Annotated in this window: 23 protein-coding genes; 8 read left to right on the top strand and 15 right to left on the bottom strand. The window is 61.7% G+C overall.

Annotation, left to right across the window (positions count from 1 at the left end; genetic code table 11):
- A partial coding sequence (locus tag HX873_RS09950; protein WP_177122629.1) for an RNA polymerase sigma factor occupies nt 1–548 on the bottom strand: 548 nt, incomplete at its 3' end.
- Between the two features lie 47 nt (nt 549–595).
- On the bottom strand, nt 596–916 hold the full coding sequence (locus tag HX873_RS09945; protein WP_177122628.1) for a YXWGXW repeat-containing protein: 321 nt from the start codon (nt 914–916) through the stop codon (nt 596–598).
- A gap of 270 nt (nt 917–1,186) precedes the next feature.
- Between HX873_RS09945 and HX873_RS09940 the strand changes: the two genes are divergently transcribed.
- Complete coding sequence (locus HX873_RS09940) at nt 1,187–1,330, top strand: hypothetical protein (protein WP_166742173.1); 144 nt, start codon at nt 1,187–1,189, stop codon at nt 1,328–1,330.
- A gap of 4 nt (nt 1,331–1,334) precedes the next feature.
- Here the strand turns inward: HX873_RS09940 and HX873_RS09935 are convergent, their stop codons facing one another.
- Nucleotides 1,335–1,583: a DUF1652 domain-containing protein gene (locus HX873_RS09935; protein WP_177122627.1), complete on the bottom strand. Its 249-nt coding sequence runs from the start codon at nt 1,581–1,583 to the stop codon at nt 1,335–1,337.
- A 243-nt stretch (nt 1,584–1,826) separates the two neighbouring features.
- On the opposite strand from HX873_RS09935, the gene HX873_RS09930 reads away from it, so the two are divergent.
- Nucleotides 1,827–2,771: a sensor domain-containing diguanylate cyclase gene (locus HX873_RS09930; RefSeq protein ID WP_003219704.1), complete on the top strand. Its 945-nt coding sequence runs from the start codon at nt 1,827–1,829 to the stop codon at nt 2,769–2,771.
- A 287-nt stretch (nt 2,772–3,058) separates the two neighbouring features.
- Here the strand turns inward: HX873_RS09930 and HX873_RS09925 are convergent, their stop codons facing one another.
- The 4 genes from HX873_RS09925 to HX873_RS09910 form a co-directional block, all read right to left on the bottom strand.
- Nucleotides 3,059–3,319, bottom strand: coding sequence for a hypothetical protein (locus tag HX873_RS09925; RefSeq protein WP_003219703.1), 261 nt, complete (start codon nt 3,317–3,319; stop codon nt 3,059–3,061).
- A gap of 4 nt (nt 3,320–3,323) precedes the next feature.
- Nucleotides 3,324–3,770, bottom strand: a complete 447-nt coding sequence (locus HX873_RS09920; protein WP_177122626.1) for a GNAT family N-acetyltransferase — start codon at nt 3,768–3,770, stop codon at nt 3,324–3,326.
- Between the two features lie 91 nt (nt 3,771–3,861).
- Complete coding sequence (locus tag HX873_RS09915) at nt 3,862–4,761, bottom strand: AraC family transcriptional regulator (RefSeq protein WP_087693025.1); 900 nt, start codon at nt 4,759–4,761, stop codon at nt 3,862–3,864.
- Nucleotides 4,762–4,797: 36 nt separating this feature from the next.
- Nucleotides 4,798–5,493, bottom strand: a complete 696-nt coding sequence (locus HX873_RS09910) for a fumarylacetoacetate hydrolase family protein (RefSeq protein ID WP_102369405.1) — start codon at nt 5,491–5,493, stop codon at nt 4,798–4,800.
- Nucleotides 5,494–5,665: 172 nt separating this feature from the next.
- On the opposite strand from HX873_RS09910, the gene HX873_RS09905 reads away from it, so the two are divergent.
- On the top strand, nt 5,666–6,217 hold the full coding sequence (locus HX873_RS09905; protein ID WP_003219697.1) for a DUF4262 domain-containing protein: 552 nt from the start codon (nt 5,666–5,668) through the stop codon (nt 6,215–6,217).
- 3 nt (nt 6,218–6,220) lie between these two features.
- Here HX873_RS09905 and HX873_RS09900 read toward each other — a convergent pair whose 3' ends face one another.
- A complete protein-coding gene (locus HX873_RS09900) occupies nt 6,221–6,550 on the bottom strand; it encodes a hypothetical protein (protein ID WP_023658946.1) in 330 nt (109 codons plus the stop codon).
- Nucleotides 6,551–6,763: 213 nt separating this feature from the next.
- On the opposite strand from HX873_RS09900, the gene HX873_RS09895 reads away from it, so the two are divergent.
- Nucleotides 6,764–7,309, top strand: coding sequence for a hypothetical protein (locus tag HX873_RS09895; RefSeq protein ID WP_003219695.1), 546 nt, complete (start codon nt 6,764–6,766; stop codon nt 7,307–7,309).
- Between the two features lie 62 nt (nt 7,310–7,371).
- Here the strand turns inward: HX873_RS09895 and HX873_RS09890 are convergent, their stop codons facing one another.
- The 3 genes from HX873_RS09890 to HX873_RS09880 all read right to left on the bottom strand — a co-directional run bounded on the left by HX873_RS09890 (nt 7,372) and on the right by HX873_RS09880 (nt 8,962).
- The gene (locus HX873_RS09890) at nt 7,372–8,010 is read right to left on the bottom strand and encodes a hypothetical protein (RefSeq protein WP_134326911.1); all 639 of its coding nucleotides are present in this window, start codon (nt 8,008–8,010) and stop codon (nt 7,372–7,374) included.
- 117 nt (nt 8,011–8,127) lie between these two features.
- Complete coding sequence (locus tag HX873_RS09885) at nt 8,128–8,448, bottom strand: multidrug efflux SMR transporter (protein WP_087693029.1); 321 nt, start codon at nt 8,446–8,448, stop codon at nt 8,128–8,130.
- Nucleotides 8,449–8,515: 67 nt separating this feature from the next.
- Nucleotides 8,516–8,962 (bottom strand): carboxymuconolactone decarboxylase family protein, encoded by a 447-nt coding sequence (locus HX873_RS09880; RefSeq protein WP_029615984.1) that lies wholly within the window; start codon nt 8,960–8,962, stop codon nt 8,516–8,518.
- A gap of 195 nt (nt 8,963–9,157) precedes the next feature.
- Here HX873_RS09880 and HX873_RS09875 point away from each other — a divergent pair, with 195 nt between their 5' ends.
- The 3 genes from HX873_RS09875 to HX873_RS09865 all read left to right on the top strand — a co-directional run bounded on the left by HX873_RS09875 (nt 9,158) and on the right by HX873_RS09865 (nt 11,867).
- The gene (locus HX873_RS09875; protein WP_102369408.1) at nt 9,158–9,760 is read left to right on the top strand and encodes an FMN-dependent NADH-azoreductase; all 603 of its coding nucleotides are present in this window, start codon (nt 9,158–9,160) and stop codon (nt 9,758–9,760) included.
- 17 nt (nt 9,761–9,777) lie between these two features.
- Nucleotides 9,778–11,190, top strand: coding sequence for a PLP-dependent aminotransferase family protein (locus HX873_RS09870; protein ID WP_177122625.1), 1,413 nt, complete (start codon nt 9,778–9,780; stop codon nt 11,188–11,190).
- A gap of 77 nt (nt 11,191–11,267) precedes the next feature.
- Nucleotides 11,268–11,867, top strand: a complete 600-nt coding sequence (locus tag HX873_RS09865; protein ID WP_168197513.1) for a TIGR00730 family Rossman fold protein — start codon at nt 11,268–11,270, stop codon at nt 11,865–11,867.
- Nucleotides 11,868–11,922: 55 nt separating this feature from the next.
- Here the strand turns inward: HX873_RS09865 and HX873_RS09860 are convergent, their stop codons facing one another.
- From HX873_RS09860 to HX873_RS09850, 3 genes are all read right to left on the bottom strand, one after another.
- The gene (locus HX873_RS09860; protein ID WP_177122624.1) at nt 11,923–14,412 is read right to left on the bottom strand and encodes a TonB-dependent siderophore receptor; all 2,490 of its coding nucleotides are present in this window, start codon (nt 14,410–14,412) and stop codon (nt 11,923–11,925) included.
- An 89-nt stretch (nt 14,413–14,501) separates the two neighbouring features.
- Nucleotides 14,502–15,446, bottom strand: a complete 945-nt coding sequence (locus HX873_RS09855) for a FecR family protein (protein ID WP_134326913.1) — start codon at nt 15,444–15,446, stop codon at nt 14,502–14,504.
- Complete coding sequence (locus HX873_RS09850; RefSeq protein ID WP_102605591.1) at nt 15,443–15,988, bottom strand: sigma-70 family RNA polymerase sigma factor; 546 nt, start codon at nt 15,986–15,988, stop codon at nt 15,443–15,445. The genes HX873_RS09855 and HX873_RS09850 overlap by 4 nt, the downstream gene beginning before the upstream one ends.
- Before the next feature lie 174 nt (nt 15,989–16,162).
- Between HX873_RS09850 and HX873_RS09845 the strand changes: the two genes are divergently transcribed.
- Nucleotides 16,163–16,474 carry a hypothetical protein gene (locus HX873_RS09845; protein WP_102605590.1) on the top strand — a complete coding sequence of 104 codons (312 nt, stop codon included), beginning with the start codon at nt 16,163–16,165 and terminating at the stop codon, nt 16,472–16,474.
- A 51-nt stretch (nt 16,475–16,525) separates the two neighbouring features.
- Here HX873_RS09845 and HX873_RS09840 read toward each other — a convergent pair whose 3' ends face one another.
- Complete coding sequence (locus HX873_RS09840) at nt 16,526–18,673, bottom strand: TonB-dependent receptor domain-containing protein (RefSeq protein WP_177122623.1); 2,148 nt, start codon at nt 18,671–18,673, stop codon at nt 16,526–16,528.
- Nucleotides 18,674–18,750: the final 77 nt, after the last annotated feature.

Genomic DNA, 18,750 nt, shown 5'->3' with positions numbered 1-18,750 from the left:
GGTGTGTCGTCAAGGTAACTGCGCAGGTTGCGCCGGGCCCGTGACAGCAAGCTCTCCAGTGCCTCGACGCTGATGTTCATCAGCGCCGCGGCGTCGATATTCGACAGCTCTTGGTAATACTGCAACACAATCGCTTCACGCTGGCGATCAGGCAGCGACGCCAACGCCGCCGCCATGCGCTCACTGCGGGCGGCCGCTTCCAGCTGTTCATCGGGCGCAGGCGCTGTGTCGACCACCTCGCTCATCGCCTCCTCATCGCGCAACGGGCGCTCCTTGCGCCGACGCAAATGGTCGTGGCACAGGTTGAGTGCCACGCGGTGCAGCCAGGTGTCGAAACGCGCTTCGCCACTGCGCCAGCTTGCAGCCTGGCGCCAGATACGCAGAAAGCTTTCCTGGGCCACGTCCCTGGCCTCGTCGGCATCCCCGAGGATCCGACTGGCGAGCGCGAGCAAACGCGGCAGTTTGCGCGTCACCATTTCGTTGATGGCCGCCGGTTCGTTGTTACCGATGCGGGCCAACAGCTCAACGTCCGGATCAGTGTCTTTCAATAGGGCAAGTCTCGGTCCGGTGGCTAAGGGTCAGGTTGACGGAATGCTCAGCGGATCCAGTGCCCTTCTCTCCAGTACCAGTTGGGGCCGCGCGATTCCCAGTGGCCAGGTTCCCAACGGGCGTTGCGCATCACCGGCTGCCAGTGGCCCGGTACCCAGGCATAACCGCGCCCTTCATAGCGCCAGTGCCCGCGATCCCACACATAGCCAGGGCGTTCGACGGGAACGGCCTCGACGCGCATCGGCGGTGGCGCTTCGCGGATGATCACTTCGGTCTGGGCAAACGTCGGCGTGCTGACCAGGCCGGCCAGTGCCAGCGGGATCAACAGGGCATAACGTAATTTGGCCAGCGGTCGTGCAAGTCTCATGACAACTCCTTCATCGGCGATCGCCAGTGATCGCAGTTGTAGGGTTGAACGGCAGGTGTCCGAAAATCCGTCGCAACAAAAAGAACTTTTTATCGCGACCGCTCAGGACGGCAGGCGGGGCCAGTATTGCGCAGGGTTTGCGGGGAGTTGATGAAATTGTTGAAAGGTCGCGACGGATTTATCCATATGGCCGCGTTCAAGGGTTAACCGTTGGTAATCGACAGGCGCGTTCTGTTGGTTGGCGACGCCCATCACCTTGAGGAAATCACCATGTCTCGTCGAATTTCACTGCTGGTTGCCGCCGTCCTGCTCATGAACCTTGGCGGCTGCGTGTTCCTGCCGGGGCACCGCGAGCATTGCTGCTGGCGCGGTTACGGGGTAGTGACTACCCCGACGGCACAAGCGATCTCCTGATCCGCTAACTGACCGCTGCAAACCCCCTGCGCCCGGCCTTGATCTCGGTGCGCAGTTCGCCAATCAGGTTTGAGATGGAACGGATGCTGTCCAGACCCTGGGGCGACACACGGGTCAGCAGCAGGTCGACGCGCCCGGAGACCGGGTCGAAGATGTTGATGCGCAGCGAACCGTCGCTGTTCAATGAGCAGTCACAGGCGAGGGGCAGGAAGCCCGACTCCATGATGTGGCGAAACTCGGCGATCGAAATCATGCGGGCACCCTTCCCTGTACGGGGCTCGGAGGACGTGATCCGTCTAGGGTAGATGAGCTTTTTCAAACTGCCCGGGAATTAATTCAAAAGTGATACTTAGTGCGCATTTCGGCTAAAACCGCTGGCCGGCTGACGCCAGAAAAACCACACAGCCCCCCTCTTATCCGATGCCACGCGAAGGGCTTGCTTCCTGGCGATGATGGCCAGATGCTCTGGTTTTTTCCGACACCGAGAGCACCCCGCATGAGTATCGAACCTTTGATCGAACCCGACAGTGCTGTGTACAAGACGTTGCTGGAATCGACCAAGGCCATCCCCTGGCGCATCGACTGGCCGACCATGACCTTCAGCTACATCGGCCCGCAAATCGAGGCGCTGCTGGGCTGGACGCCACAGAGCTGGGCCACCGTGGACGACTGGGTGGAACGCATGCACCCGGATGACCGCGAATACGTGGTCAACTTCTGCGTCTCGCAGTCCCGCGCCGGGGTCGATCATGAAGCCGATTACCGGGCGCTGACCGCCAGCGGTGAGTACGTGTGGATTCGCGACGTGGTGCACGTGGAGCGCAAGGACGGCGAGGTGCAGGCGCTGATCGGCTTCATGTTCGACATCAGCGAGCGCAAGAAGACCGAGGAACACCTGATTCGCCTGCAGAAGCAGCTGGAAGAGTATTCGTTCCAGGACGGCCTCACCGGCATCGCCAACCGGCGCATGTTCGACACCGTGCTGGCGCGGGAATGGACCAGCGCCCAGCGCAGCCAATTGCCGCTGTCGTTGATCCTGTTGGATATCGACTATTTCAAGCAGTACAACGACCTCTACGGGCATATCAAGGGCGACGAATGCCTGCGCCAGGTGGCACGCACGCTGTCGCAGGCGGCCAACCGGCCACGGGACTTCATTGCGCGCATCGGCGGCGAGGAATTTGTGTGGTTGTTGCCGGAAACCGATGCCGAGTCGGCACGGCGCGTGGCCGAACGCTGCCTGCACTTGATCCGCCAGCAGCAGATCGCGCATGAGCACTCGGCGGTGTCGGACCTGCTGACACTGAGCCTGGGCGTAGGCACTTGCACGGTAACGCCGGGCGGCGCGGCGCTGGCCTTTGTCGAAGCCGTCGACAAATTGCTGTACCAGGCCAAGCGCAATGGGCGGATGCGCGCAGAGTTTGCCGACGTAGAGGATTGATACAACGCTCAAATCGCGGGCAAAAAAAATCCCAAGTAGCTGATGGAAACTTGGGATTTAAAAATGCATAAACCGTGGGAGGTGAACGCCCGGCTATATTACCCAGCGGGAAAACTTGTAACAAGATAATTTTCAACCTTTCGTCGGATTAAAACAGCGCTAAGTCATTCAATAACCACACTTTTTTAATGGATCCGATTATTGGAAATGCCACTTTTTGGTGCAATAACAGCGCATCGTTAAACAAACTTCGCTGTTTAATTCCGCGATAAAAATAAGGTTATTGATTAAAAGTGCGTGGGCTTCTTCAAATAGTGCTGATACAGGTGTTTGCACGGATCCACCAATACAAGTTCGTCCTGGGGCGTGGCGCGCGAAACACTGGCTGCCTGACGGCATAACGCCAGTCGCTCCGCCGCCTCTTCCCGCTGCCGGTCTACCTGGGCATTGAGCCGAACGAAATAGGTCCCCAACAACACCGCGACACATAGAACCCCGACGCCAAAATAGCGCAAGGCGTTGGATTGAGGGGGTTCCAGCTCACTCATACACTCATTGCACCTTGTGTTTCTGATAGCGAACATCGTCGCCCTCGGCCGTGTCGACCACTGCCCAGCCAAGCCGCTGGTAAAAACCGTTGGCACGGATCTGATCCCGCCCATCCGTGATCAGGAAGAGCGTGTCGTGGTGCTCGAACAGTGCGGCCTCGGCCACTGCCATCAATTGGCGGCCCAACCCAAGGTTCTCGTGAGACGGCAATACAAACAGGGCGAACACCTCGCCTTCGGCAAGATCAACCATTGCAAACGCGACAGGCCTGCCGTCCAGTTCGGCAAGCCATACGCACGGCGCCTCGCGCATGCTGTCGGCGACGACTTGCGGGGTAATGCCCAGCTCAGCCATCTGCTCGCGGCTTAAGTAGTTCTGCACCACTGCGGTGCGAATGTCGAAAATGGCATTGATATCGCCCGGAGTTGCCAACCGTATAACCGAACCCATGTGCACCGCCTCCCGATGAGACGCTCAATTGTATGTAAATTGAAACACATCGGTTGTGGTGGATTTGTAAAACAGTCAGCCGGATTGCGCGTTAATCCTGCTCACGGCGCCTGAACTGCCCCGGCGCCAGCCCGTGGGCCTTGCGGAAACACCGGGAAAAATACGCCTCGTCGGTAAACCCGCAGCGGTGCGCAATCGCGCCGATCATCTGCGGGCTGTTGAGCAGCAGCGTGCGCGCCAGTTGCATGCGCCGGTCGAGCACCAACTGGGAGAAGGGTTTGCCGGTTTCCTTGCGCAACAGGTGGGTCAGGTAGTTGGGCGACAGGAACGCCGCCGCCGCGGCATCCGTCAGGTTCAGCGACGGCTCGTGCAAATGCTCGCGGATATAGCCTTGCACCCGGGCCAGGGCATCCTTGCGGCCACGCCGGGTGGCGTTGTTGGCGGCGAACGCCTGGAGCGGTTCGGCGTACTGTTGGCACACCAGCCCGATCAACTGGAACAGGTAACCCTTGAGCCGCTCCCGGGCGCCGAAGCTGCGGTGGGCGTCCAGGCTACGCATGTGTTCCAGCCAGGTTTTGACTTCTTCGAAGGCCGCGTCGTCGAGGATGAAGTCCAACTGCTCCTGGAAGCGGAACGGCGACAGCTCCGGCGCCTGGCCGATGGGGATGTCTTCCAGGTCCAGCGGGTCGCAGGTCAGTTGCGGCAGGAAAAAACCCTGGCTGAAATTGATCAGCATGAAGTCGCCGTCGTCGGGATGGGGAATCACGTGCAGGCGATGGGGCAGGATAAAGGCCAGGGCCTTTTTCGGGAACGGGCGCACCGCACCGCCGATGTGCTGCACGGTGTCGCCGCCCAGGTTGATCTGGATCTGGAAATATTCGTGGCGATGGGGACTGGTCAGCGCCGCCCTGCCCCGCTTGTCGCGGATGTAGAAGTCGGAGCGGTCGCTGCGTTGTTCCATGCCATAGGTGGTGATGCGGGTGCCGGGCATACGCGTTTCTCGGGGGGCCTGGGCACCACTGTAGCGTCAACCCTGGCCGAGGGTGAAGCTCAGCTCGGCCAGGCCGTCGATCCCGGCGGTCACCACATCGCCCGGTTGCAAGGCGCCGACGCCCGCCGGGGTGCCGGTAAAGATCAAGTCGCCGGCTTTCAGCGCCACGGATTTGGACGCGTGGCTGATCACCTCACTGACCGACCAGATCTGGTCTGCCAGATCGCCCACTTGACGTTGCTCGCCATTCACCTTGAGCCAGATTCGCCCAGTGCCCGGGTGGCCGACGGCACTCACCGGCCGCAGCGGAGTGCAAGGTGCCGACTCATCAAAGGCCTTGGCCCATTCCCACGGCCGCGACAGCTTTTTCGCCTGGGCCTGGAGGTCGCGGCGGGTCAGGTCGATGCCCAAGCCGTAACCCCAGATATGCGCAAACGCATCTTCCGGGGCGATGTCCACGCCGCCCTTGCCGATGGCCACCACCAACTCGACTTCATGGTGCAGATCGGCGGTCAGCGGCGGATAGGCGATCACGCCCTCGGCGGGCACCACGGCATCAGCTGGCTTCATGAAAAAGAACGGCGGCTCGCGGTCGGGGTCGTGGCCCATTTCGCGGGCATGTTCGCTGTAGTTGCGCCCGACACAGAACACCCGGCGCAGCGGGAAGCGGGCGTCGTCGCCGTGGATGGCAAGGGACGGGGTTTCGTTGGGGGTGATGACGTAGCGGGTCATGGCATGTGCCTCTTCGATTACCTGGGGCCAGTATGCGGACGGGCTCCGGGGCGAAGTTGGACAGGCTTACGCAGATTTTGTACTGGGCGGTGCATCGGTCACTTTGCCGAGCGAACCCAACACTGCTAGCCTCATCGCGCTTTCAACCCCTGATCCCGCAGAAAGGACTCTGATGAACATCATTCGCGCCGTCGCCCTCTTCGCCGCCTCATTGTTCTCGATGAACACTTCAGCCAAGGCCCCGCTTCCGGGATTCCAGTTGCCCAAGGCAGATTCGGAATATGACGAGAAGGTGTTGGCGGATATCAAGAAGATCGGCTGGCACCATGTGCATGTGCGGGCTGAAGACGGTGAGCCTTCGTTCGCCTACTCCCTGGGGTTCTACGCCAACTTCGGCCAACCGGAAATCATCGTATTCGGGCTGCCCCCGCAGATTGCCCAGCAGTTGCTGAACATCGCCGCGATCCGCTTTGCCGGTGCAAAAGCCGCCTATGAAACCTACAAGCCCTATGACGATATTGCCGAAGGCATGCGCATCGCCTTCATTCCTGTAGACCGCAGGCACTACCGCGAGTACCTCGGTTATGCCGGCTGGTTCTACGCCTCGATCAAAGCTGATTTCCCTGCGTTGCAAATGGTCTGGCCGGACAAACAAGGGCGCTTTCCGTGGGAGCCCAACTACGACCAGTCGTTCTCAAGGCTCCAATTGCTGCTGGATAAATAAGGGTTATTTACGCGCCAGCTTGTAGCGCAAACAGTCCTGATAAAAACTCTGGCGAATCACCTCGGGCTTGACCCGCGAACGGCTGTCGTAGGTCTGTTCGGTGATGCCCATGGCCATCATGTGCATCCAGGGTTTCTTGAACTGGTAGGTCTTCAGCTTCTGCCGCGCGGCGTACAGCGAGACGCCCGACAGCTTCAATTCCTGGGCCCGGGCGGCGGTGCCAGCCCCCCAACTGCACATGTACTTGTCGTTGTCCCGCAGCTCCCGTGCCTCAACCGAAACCGCCCCACCCGCCAGGGAACAGGCGATCAGCATGATTCCAACATTGCGCATTTGCATCCCGCCTAACCACCTGAAAATAAAAGTGATTTTGGCGAGGATTTTGTTACAAAGGGGCCAGCAAATTGCCTTATCGGTGAATTTTCCGACCTGAAACCGAACCGAGTAACAGCGTTGCCATTCAGGCATTTTGCCACTATTGGTTGCCGATGGCCCATTGCCTGACGATAATCGCGGCGCTCTCCCACACTCACGCAAGGAAACGCCGTGAAAAAGCTTCTACTGTTGACCCCATTGCTCGCGCTGCTGTTGCAAGGCTGCGGCGTCACCATGACGCAATACGAGCCGAACTTCGATAACGTCCAGGTCCTCAAGCAGGCAGCGCCGCTGCAACCCGTCAGCAATGCCCAGGTGACGGCCGCGTCGGGCGAAGGCTCGTTGTCTGTACGTGCCAACCCGATCCGCTCGCCCAGTGGCAGCATTCCGGCGCATATCCAGGCTGCAATCACCCAGGAACTGCAACTGGCAGGCCTGCTGAACCCGCAAGCAGAACGTCATCTGCAAGTGCTGGTGGTGAAGAATTCGCTGTCGGCAGGCATGGGCTCCGGCAACGGCACCCTGGCCGCGCGGTTTACCCTGCTCAAGGGCAATGACGTGGTGTACGACGCGACCAAGGAAGTGAATCACACCTGGCCCAGTTCGTTCTTCGGGTTCATTGCGATCCCGAATGCCGCCAACGCCTACAACCCGATGGTGCGGGATTTGCTCAAGTCGCTGTACAGCGACCCGTTGTTCATCAAGGCGCTTAAGTAAGGCCTGGGCTGCGAGGATCGGCCACCCTGCCCTCGCAGCTGTTTCAAACGTTCAGTTACGTGTCACGCCCGTGGCACGCCGGCATCCAGCGCCGAATACTTCAGGTTATTACCGTCGACCATTTGCTTGAGCAGGGCATTGACCTGGCGGGTGAAGGTATCGGTCACCGCGTCTTTCGGCGTATTGGCCATCAACGGGATGAACCAGATGCCCATCCAGGTATTGATCGAGTCGTGGTTGGTGCCGGTGCTCAGCGCCTGGCCTTGTGCGTCCACCGATTCCAGCTTCATGGTGTACTGATCAGTCCCCAGCGCCGGAATGATGGTGAAGGTAAAGCCGCTGATAAAGGCCAATACCAGTTGGCCGCCACCCGGTGGATGGTTGTAGACCTTCAGGCGCAGGCTGTAATCGCCTGGCTGCTTCTGGAATTCATCCAGGGTCACGCGACCAAACAGGCCGGAGTCAGTCAGGACTTTCTGCAGCTGTGGCTTGAGCATGTCACGCGCTTGTGGGACTTCGGCCGCGGCGGCATTTGTCGGCTCGCCCTGGTAGAACTTGAAGTCTACGTAGACGTTCGGTTTGTTGGCGTAGCTGGCCTTCGACGGCAGCGTGACGGGTGCTACTTCGTCTTTCGTGAAGCTGGCGCAGCCGCCCATCGACAACGTGATCAGGGCCAACCCCAGCATTTTTCCAATGTGCATTACGACTTCCTTAGTGAATGGAGCGTCTCCATGGCCGGAGTTGCTGGGGGCGGATGATAAAGAGTGGGTGGGAATGTTAAAAGGCCATCTCCGAGAAATACCCGCTCGCAGGCAGCACTAGTTGGCGGAGACCAGTTTCAGGCCGATCACGCCGGCCAGGATCAGTACGATGCACAGCACTCGTAACGGTGCGGTGGAATCGCCCAGCAAAGCCATGCCGAGGATCGCGGTGCCCGCTGCGCCGATTCCAGTCCACACTGCGTAGGCGCTGCCCACCGGCAGGGTGCGCAGTGCCATCGACAGCAGGATCACGCTGGAAACGCCGGTCACGACGGTGAGCAATCCGGGGGTGAATCGGGTGAAACCGTCCGAGGCCTTCATCGCGAACGCGAAGGCGATTTCAAGGATGCCGGCCAAGCCGAGCAGTAGCCATGCCATGGGATGAGCCCTCAGGAAATACAGTGAGTGTGTGGCGAGCAGCCCCGCCACACCGAATCAGCGTTGGCTATGCCTTGGCAGCCGCCGCTGGCGTGGTACGGAAGGTGATGCCCAGTCGGTTGAAGGCATTCATCAAGGCGATGCCGTAGGTCAGGTCAGCCAGTTCCTTGTCGCTGAACTCGGCGGCCGCTGCCGCATAGTCGGCGTCCGAAACATCACTGGCGGTCACGGCTTCGGCAAAGGCCAGCGCCACGCGCTCACGCTGGGTGAAGACTGCGCCAGCGTCGTGCCACACTGGCACCAGCACCAGCTTGTCCACGGCCAGGCCTTGCTTGAGCAGGTCCCGCGAGTGCATGTCGATGCAAAAGGCGCAGCCGTTGACTTGCGAAACCCGCAGGTAGACCAGGTCGATCAGCTCCTTGGACAGGCCGCTGTTTTGCAGGTAGACGTAAACCCCGCCGAACGCCTTGTAACCTTCAGGGGAAGCTTTGGAGTAGTCGAGACGCGTTGTCATGGTGAAATCCTGTAGCGGTTGGATGAAGCCGCCATCTTGCGGCGCCATGGCCTACCCCAAAAGATCCATGATCTGGCTTGAACACCAGACCATGAATGCGCGGACATGGCCTACTCTGAATCTTGATTCTTGGCTCTTTGGCCTGGGTCATGAGGTTCGTAGACTGAAGGCCATCCATCCAGGAAGCAGCGCACCATGAATATCCTCCATGTCAGTGCCAGCCCTCGCGGGCCAGCGTCAGAAAGCAACGCCCTCTCCCTCAAGATCATTGAATGCCTGCGCCAGCGGCATCCAGACGCCGAGGTGATCCAGCGCGGCATTGCCGCAAATGCCCTGGCACCGGTGGACGAGCCTTATGCAACGTCCCAGCAGTCCCTCGTGGACGTCTCGTCCGAGGGGTCGATGGCCCAGTCCGAGCGGCTTGTTCAGGAACTGGAGCTGGCCGACATTGTGGTGATCGCCACCCCCATGCATAACTACTCGGTGCCCGCAGCCCTCAAGCTATGGCTCGATCACATCGCACGGGTGCGCCGCACCTTCGATATCTCGGCCCAGGGCAAGATCGGCCTGTTGCAGGACCGGCCAGTGTTCGTCGCCATCGCCTCAGGCGGGCGGTTTTCCGGGGAGCGCGCGCACCAGCCGGACTTCCTGACGCCGTACCTGAAAACCATACTGGGCATGATCGGCCTGCATGACGTGACCTTCTTCACCGTCGAAGGCACCGCTTCCCGCCCGGAAACTCTGGCCCAGACGCGCCGCCAGACCGACCAGGCGCTGCACGATTATTTCGCCACCTGAACAGGACCCGCCGCCGGATGAGCACTTCGATCAAGGCCTTTTCACCGCTGGACGCCGGCGCCGCGGAGCCGATTTACCGGCAACTTTACTGGCGGTTCCGCAGCGCGATTGCCGACGGTTTGCTCAAGCCGGGCGAACGCATACCCGCAGCCCGGGCCCTGGCCAAGGAGCTGGGGTTGGCCAGGGGCACCATCGACACGGCGTATTCGCTGCTGGCAGCCGAGGGCTATATCCAGGCCCGAGGCCAGGCCGGCACGGTGGTGGCTGAAGGGATCAAGGCCAGCCTGCCGGAGCGCCCCATGACGGCCAGCGACCAGAATGCCGTGCGGCACAAGGCCGCCGTGTTGCCGTTTCAAATGGGGCTGCCCGCACTGGATGCGTTCCCTCGCAAGATCTGGTCGAAAATCGCCGCCCGCTGCGTGCGGGCCACCCAGGTCGCCGACATGGCCAACCCGTGCGTGTTCGGCCTGCACTCGCTGCGCACGGCGATTGCCAGCTACTTGCAGGTCGCCCGGGGCATCCACTGTTCGCCGGCGCAGGTCTTCGTCACCTCGGGCTATCGCAATACGCTGGGGCTGATCGCCCATGCACTGCTGGAACCGGGCGATCGGGTGCTGGTGGAAGACCCGGGCTACCTGTTCACCCGGCCGTTGCTGGATTACCTGAATATCAAGGCCATACCGGTGCCGGTGGACCCGGATGGCATGCAGGTATCCCGGGCCGTGCAACAGGGCAAAGGCGCCCGCGCCGTAGTGGTCACGCCGGCCCATCAAAGCCCGCTGTGTGTCTCGCTGTCCTTGCCCAGGCGCCTGGAACTGCTGGATTGGGCGAGTCGCCAGCAGGCCTGGATCATCGAGGACGACTACGACGGCGAATACCGCTACGTGAGCCGCCCGCTGCCGGCCCTCAAGAGCCTGGACCGCGACGGCCGAGTGCTGTACGCCGGAACCTTCAGCAAGGTTTTGTTCCCCGGCATCCGCCTGGCCTATCTGGTGGTGCCGGCAGCTCAAGTGGAACGCTTCGAACATGTCAGCCAGACCTTCCTCGGGGGCTGCCCGGAGTTGACCCAAGCGATCGTCGCAACGTTTATGACCGAGGGGCATTTTGCGCGGCATATCCAGCGCATGCGCAAGCTCTACGGTGAGCGTCGGGAGGCCACCGCCAGGGGCTTGCGCAAGGCCTTGGGCGAGCATATTTCGATTGACGCCCAGCCGGGCGGGATGCACTTGATCCTGCGCCTCAATGCACAACAGTCAGACCGCCTGTGCGTGGAACGACTGACGCAGGCCGGCATTTATGCCGAAGCCTTGAGCGACTGGAACATTCAAGGCCAGACCGGCCCCGGCCTGCTGCTGGGCTTTGCCAATATCGAGTCCGAGGCCATCGCCGAAGCCCTTGGAAAACGCATCCTGGACGCACTCATGGCCTGATCCGCCAGCCGGTTCTTGGCTCTTTTGCCCACCGGCGAGTGGCGCCATGCTGGACAGCCTGTCCTCACCCGCCTGGAATGCCCATGCCCACTCCCCTGCGCAGCCTCGCAGTTTTCTGCGGTACCAATTTCGGCTTCAACCCGCGCTATGCGGATGGCGCCCAAGCCCTCGGCCGGGAAATCGCCCGGCGCGGCATACGCCTGGTCTACGGCGGCACCCACAAGGGCTTGATGGGCGTGGTGGCGGACGCTGCGCTGGCTGAAGGTGGCGAAGTCATCGGCGTGATCACCGAGTTACTGCATGAACGCGGCCATTCCCACGCCGGGCTTACCCACCATGAAGTGACCCAAGACATGCGCAGCCGCAAGACACGCATGAGCGACTGCGCCGACGGTTTCATTGCCTTGCCCGGCGGGCTGGGTACCCTGGAGGAGTTGTTCGAGGCGGCCACGCTGACCCAGGTCGGCGAACACCACAAGGGCGTGGCGTGCCTGAATACGGCGGGGTTCTTCAACCCGGTGCGCGCCCTGCTCGATCACGCTGTGCAGGAGGGCTTCATGAAGGTCGAACACAGCCGGATGCTGATGTTCAACGCAGACCCCGGCGCCCTGATTGATGCCCTGGAGCAGTGGCAGGCGCCGGTGGTTTCCAAGCTGATTGAGCCGGTGGCGAACTAACGTTTTTCGGCCTTGGCGATGCTGCTCCCGAATCCTTTCGCCAAGGCCTTTTTATTTACCACTGATAGGTCGCACTGGCCTGCACGGTACGCTGCGAGCCATACCAGCACCACGAGTAGGAATAGCAGGACGCGACGTACTCTTTATTCGCCAGGTTGGTGGCGTTCACTGCCAGGCGCAGGTTGTCACCCTGACGATTGATGTGCGGAATGTCGTAGTGCACCGCTGCATCGAACAAGGTGTAGCCCGGCACCTTCAGGGTGTTGGCGGTATCGCCCCAGGAAGAACCGACATAGCGCGCACCGGCGCCTACGCCGAAGCCCTTCAGCGTGCCGTCGTGCAGGGTATAATCCGCCCAGGCCGACGCGGTATGACGCGGAACGGCGTAGGTGGTGGTGCCTTCGGCCGCAATGGCCGGACCGACACCGATGTCGCTGATGGGCGCATAACGCACGGTGTTGTTGGATTTGCTGATGCGGTTATCCAGGTAGGCATAGGCCGCAGTGATATCCAGGTTGTCGTTCAGGCTGGCCTTGCCTTCCAGTTCAAACCCGCGGGATTGCACTTCACCGTCCTGAATCTGGCAACGCGAGCCGTTGCACAGGTGGGAAGCGTCCGGGTCCAGCGTCGGTACGTTGGTCTGGCGCAGGTCGAAAATGGCAGCCGTGATGAAGCTGTTGCTGCCCGGCGGCTGGTACTTGATGCCGATTTCCGTCTGCTTGCCCTCGGTCGGCTGGAACGTCGAACCGCCGTAGCCCGTGCCGGATTGCGGCTGGAAGGATTCCGAGTAGCTGACATACGGCGCCAGGCCGTTATCGAACAGGTAGACCAGGCCCAGGCGGCCGGTGAAGGCCTTGCTGTCCTGGGACGACTTGGTCTTTTTCTGGGTGGTCATCGCCAGGGTACTGTTGTCGGTGCTGGCCCAGTCATAACGCCCGCCCATCAACAGCACCCATTTGTCCCACTTCATCTGCTCTTGCAGGTACACCCCCGTTTGCTCGCTGCGCGAGGTGGCGTCGCTGGTGTAGGCCGGCACCGGCACGGCCGCGCCGTAGACCGGGTCGAAAATATCCAGCGTAGGCCCTGCCGTGTACACGCCGTTGCCCGACTTGGTGTCAGTGCTGGTGTTCTGGTAATCGGCGCCCATCAGCACGGTGTGCTGCAACGGGCCGGTGTCGAATTTGGCCTGCAACTGGTTGTCGAGGGCATAGGCGTCGATGTTCACGTCGCTGGCAGTGGTCGAGCGGCGGATGGTGCGGTAATCGCTCTCCAGGTAGTTGCTGTAGAGGCTGCGGTATTGCCCTTCGCTGCGCAGGTAGCGCGCATTCTGGCGCACAGTCCAGACATCGTTGAAGTGATGTTCGAAGGCGTAGCCGATGGAGTAATACTCGCGGTCGCTCTTCTCGAAGCTTTTCTCGCCGTCGTAGAAATCCACGTCGATCTTGCGCCCGGTCGGACTGTGCAGCACCGAGCCCCAGGCTGGCATCGAGCCGTAGGACGCGCCCTTGGGGTCCTTCTGGAAGTGCCCGAGCAAGGTCAGCGAGGTATTCTCGTCCGGGCGCCAGGTGAAGGCGGTGGACAGGGATTGACGCCGGGTTTCGGTGTGGTCGATCTGCCCGTCGGCATCGTCGAACAGGCCGGCAACGCGGTAGGAATACACGCCTTGATCGTCCAGCGGGCCACTCAAGTCAAAGGTCGTGCGCTTCTTGTTGAAGGTCCCGTACTCGACGCCGACTTCATGGAACGGCGTGTCCAGCGGGCGTTTGCTGACCATGTTGATCACCCCGCTGGGGGTGCCCTGCCCGTACAGCACCGACGCCGGCCCGCGCAGCACTTCGACGCGCTCCAGGTCGAAGGCGTCTTTTTGCGGCAAGGCATCCCGGCTCGACGGCATGCGCAGGCCGTCGAGGTAGGTCGCCGGGGTGAAGCCACGGATGGTCAACTGGTCGAGACGCGAGGCGGTGGAGCCACGGGTTTCCGGGATCACGGCAGCGCTGTAGCGCAGGATCTGGTTGAGGCTCTCGGCGTTCTGCGCGCGCATCTGGTCTTTGGTGACCACGGAGATCGACTGCGGGGTTTCGATCAGTGCGGTGTCGGTCTTGGTGCCCGACAGGCTGCGGGTGGCCACGTAGCCAGACACCGGGCCGGTGGGGCTTTCCGACTGGTACGCGCCGCTGATGGTGGTGGCCTGCAACTCCATGGCGCCATCGGTGTGCGGGATGGCTTCGAGACGGTAGCGGTCGTCGGCGATCTTCAGGGCTTGCAGGCCGCTGCCGGCCAACACTTGGGCCAGGGCGGCGTCGGTATTGTATTGCCCGTTCAGGCCATTGCTGTGTTTGCCACGGGTCAGGCTCGAATCAAAGGCCAATACCAGGCCCGCCTGTTCGGCGAGGCTGTTGAGGGCCTGGCTCAGGTCACCGGCGGGAATGGAGAACGCAGCGCTTTCAGCCGCGTAGGACGCTTGAACGGTCAGCAGGGGTACGGCGGCAAACGCCATCGCCACTGAAAGGGTCAATGGCTGTAAAGGACGAGCAAGGCGCGACATGAGAAGTCCTGGGAAATGGGGGTTCTATTAGTCATGACGGCCATGTCGGAAAATCGGGTATGAATGAGAGCAGTTTTTATTCAGACTTTTTACCGAGGCTTGATCACCACCACCAAATCGGTGAAGTACTCGACCTTGATCGGCAGGTTATCCGCCAGTGACGCCAGGGCCGCGCCGGTGTCGTCGAGCTTGAATACCCCGGACACGCGCATCCCTTGCAGCGCCTGCGGATCAAAGCGCACCAGCCCATGGCGGTAACCGGCGAGGGTTTGCAGGACCTCGCTCAGGGGTTGGTCGTCGACCTTGAGCAAACCACGGGTCCAGGCGTCCGGGTCGGCGTTGCCGATGGGTTGTGGGGTGCCGGCACGGCCGTCCTGGAGCGTGGACTTCTGCCCCGCCGGCACTTTCACGTCGCCCGCAACGGTGCCTTTGACGGCCACGGTGGACTCGATCACGGTGACCACGGTCGCGCCATCCTCGGCCTTGCGCACCAGGAACCGCGTGCCCAACGCCGTGGCCGTGCCCTGGTCGGTGTGCACCACGAACGGCCGTTGCGCGTCCTTGGCTACCTCGACCCACATCTCGCCCTGCAACAGTTCGATCACCCGTTGGTGGCCGTCAAACTTCACGTCCAGTGCCGAGTTGCTGTTGAGCTGCACCTGGCTGCCGTCGGTCAGTGCCACCTGGCGCCGTTCGCCCACGCTGGTGCGTTGGTCGGCCATCCACACCGGCAGGCGCTCAATCCCGGCCCAGCCGCACAGCAACACACCCAACAGCGCGACGGCCTGGGTGCTACGGGCGGCAAACCTTGTTTTCTGTGGGGCAAATGCACGGTTCAGGGCCATGCGCGCCGGGGCGGCGGGCAACTCGTCGAGGCTGCCCCACAGGCTGCGCATGCGCTCGATGGCGACGGCATGCCGTGGATCGGCCTGGCACCATTTCTCGAAGGCCGCGCGGTCGGCCTCGGTCACGTGGTCGTCGTGCAACAACGTCAGCCAGCGGGCGGCTTCACTGATGATCTGCTCGGAACTCACGACAGCGGGTCCGCCCCGTGCAGGGTGTGATAGCAATGCACCAACGCACTGGAGATGTAGTTCTTCACGGTGCTGGAAGACACCTGCAGTTGTTCGGCGATTTCGCTGTAGGTCAGCCCGTCGAGGCGACTGAGCAGGAATGCCTCGCGGGCCTTGGCGGGCAGGCCGATGAGCATTTCGGCAATGCGTTCCAGGGCCTGCAGTGCCACATGAATCGCCGCCGGGTCCGGCATGCCGGCATCTTCGCTCTGGATCGCCAGGGCTTCCATGTAGGCCTTTTCGATGCGCCGCCGACGCGCGCCATCGATCATCAAGCGCCCCGCCGTGGTGGCCAGGAAGGCGCGGGGTTCCTTGATGGTATGGGGATCGGCCAGCAGCAGGATGCGGATAAACGCGTCGTGGGCCAGGTCGGCGGCATGTTGCGAGCAGCCGAGTTTCTTGCGCAGCCAACCGTGCAACCAGGAATGATGGTCGCTGTAGAGGGTGGTGATGGTCTGCTGGCGACGGGTTGTATCACCATCAGCTACAGGAAAGTCATGCATGCGCAAAAATTTCTCAAACAAGAAAGATTACCAATTGCGCGAACGATGACAGTAAAACGAAGGGGGAGCAAGGATGGAGTGATGGGTTGCAATGAATCTGCGACTTGCTGTGCCCACCTTGAAAGCGACCAGTGCGCACGCGACACTTCTGCGACTCATACAAGGACATCACGCATGACAACCTTCGCCAACACGGTCTCCACCCGCGAGGCCTATCAACTGCTCAAGGACGTGGCATTAGAGGTTCGAACGCTGAAACCCGTCAGCTCCAGCGACGAGCAAATGGTTGTCGACATCGACGGCTGGCAGGTCACGCTGTCAACCTGCGGGACGGCTCTGGAGTGCTGCCTGCGCTGTATTGCACCGGATAACAGGCAAGGTTCACTGGACACCTGGCAACGTTACGGCACCAATCCGCTCGATCTGATGAGCCTGTGGGAGCGAACGCAGCTGCAGCGCCTGGTGCATGCAGCCTTCGTTCGCTGAACGTGACCTTTGCCCGCAATCACCCACTGCGAACATCAAACACTTTACGGATTAACGCCAGCTCCAGGAAACCCCGGTGTAAACCCCCATGCCATCCCCCGGCGTCGACCGCGCCACATCCAGCCCCTTGTCGTCATAACCCGGCGTGACCGTGTTCGCGTAACGCCGGTTGGTCAGGTTGCGCAGGTCGACCCAGGCTTGCCAGTCGTGCTTCGGCGCGTCGTACCCGAGCGTCGCGCCGAGCAGTGTGTAGGCCGCCGCGTAGTAGGAGTTGGCGTAGTCCACCGCGACCCGCGATGAATGTTCGCCATTGAGGCTGGTGTAGAAACCGCTCGGGTGGCTGTAGCGCAATTGCGCCTGGTAGTAGTGCCTGGGGATGCCGGGCAAGGTGTTGTCGCCGAAGCGGTCGTCGTTGCGGTAGTGGAAGTCGCTGTAGGTGTAGGCCTGGCGCAGGGCGAGCTGGCCCGTGCGGCCACCGTCCCACAGCGGGCTGATCAGGCTCAGCTCCAGGCCTTGGTGCACGGTTGGGCTGGCGTTGGATTCGGCGATTATTGCGGACGTGGTGGACGTCGCGGCCTGGGTTTCGACGCTGAGCAGTTCGTGGCGCACCTCGGAGCGGTACAGCGCCAGGTCCCACTGACCGAACCACGCTTCACCGCGACCGCCGACTTCCAGGGTGGTGGCGGTCTGGTTTTTCAGCTTCACCCCTTCACGTTGCAAACCGCTGGCCGGGCCGCTGCCCACGGGGAAGTACTTGTTGGAACCCCAGATCATCGACCACGCATGGGGCGGTTCCACCGAGCGACTCAGGTTGCCGTACACCTGCAATTGGGGGCTGAAGTCGTAGCGCAGGCCAACCCTGGGCGCGTAATCCCAATCGTGCTGGCTGACGGGTGTGTGGGTCTGCGGGTAGCTGACTTCGGTTTCACGACGGGTATAGATCGCCGCCAGCCCGGTGGTCAGCCAAAGGTCCGGCAGCAGTTCCAGGTCGTTGCCGATATGCAGCACGGTGTCCGAACCCAGGTAGCTGTAGTCGCGGGTCTTGGTGCCGGGTGTGTAGCCCGCCGTATTGCCGGTGGGGATCCGCACGAATTCCGAGCCACCGTTGTTCGGCATCGCCTGGGTGGTGCGCAGGCCGAGGGTGGTCTTGCTGTCACGCCCGAACAATGTGTCCTGGCGGATGTAATTCAGGGTGCCGCTGACGTCGGTGTAGGCAACCTTGAGACGGTTGGTGCCCTCGCGCAGGTCCATCGGGTAATCGTGATACGCCAGCCCGACCTCGACCCGGGCGTTGTCGTCCAGGTGCAGGGTGGTTTTGTTGGCGATCCAGGTCGAGCCCGGTTGCGTGCGTTTCGAGTCTCGCGCCACGTTGAGGCTGGCGGCGGCGCGCGGGTCGTGGCTGATCTGGTCGCGGGTCAGTTTGCCGGGGGAATCGTTGTCGGTTTCGCGGTAGCGAAAGTAGAAGCGGGTTTCCAGGTCGGGGTTGAAGCGGTAGCCGAAGTTGGCCGCGATGCCCTTGCCGCTGCCGGCGCTGTGGTCCTGGAAACCGTCGTATTGCGAGTCGGTGAGGCTGATGTAGTAGTCGGCATCCCCCAGCACCTGGCCCGAGCTGATCTCCCGCTGGCCGTAGCCATGGCTGCCGGCTTCGTAGCGTACTTGCAGCCTGGGCGCGTCGTAGCCGGTGTGGGTCACGTAATTGACTGCCCCACCCAGGGCCAATGCGCCCTGGTCAAAACCGTTGGCGCCACGCAGCACTTCAACGCGGCTGAGCCACAACGGGTCCTTGAGTTCGTAGGGCGTGCCACCCGGGCCGGTCAGTGGCAGGCCGTCGAAGGTTTCATACAGGCCGGAAGCGTGGGCGCCTGGGCCCCGGTTGATACCCGAGCCACGGATCGAAAGCTTCACCCCTTCGTTGTTTGCCGCCTTGGCATAAACACCGGCCTGGTACTTGAATACGTCCTCGTTGGTGCTCACCCGCCCCTGATCGACGCTGCCCATGTCGATGTAGTTGGTAGCGCCGGGAACGCTCTTGAGCTGGACCTCGGCCAGTTCGTCGGCGCTGAGTTCGGCGCTGCTGACTTCGACGGGTGCCAGTTGCAATGTGTCGTCAGCCTGGGAAACCGGGCTGAAGCTCAGGGCGGCGCCAAAGCCCAGCAAGGGCCAGGCTTTTCGGGAGGTGAACGGAAACGCGGGGGGCATGGGGGTAAATCCTTGGAATTCGTTTTTGCGACGGGCTCGGTCCGGCACAAGGTCTGTGGTGGGAAGCCCGTGAAGCG

This window comes from Pseudomonas sp. P7758, from assembly GCF_013386485.1.
GTDB lineage: Bacteria > Pseudomonadota > Gammaproteobacteria > Pseudomonadales > Pseudomonadaceae > Aquipseudomonas.
This window is presented reverse-complemented; position numbering and strand designations above follow the sequence as displayed.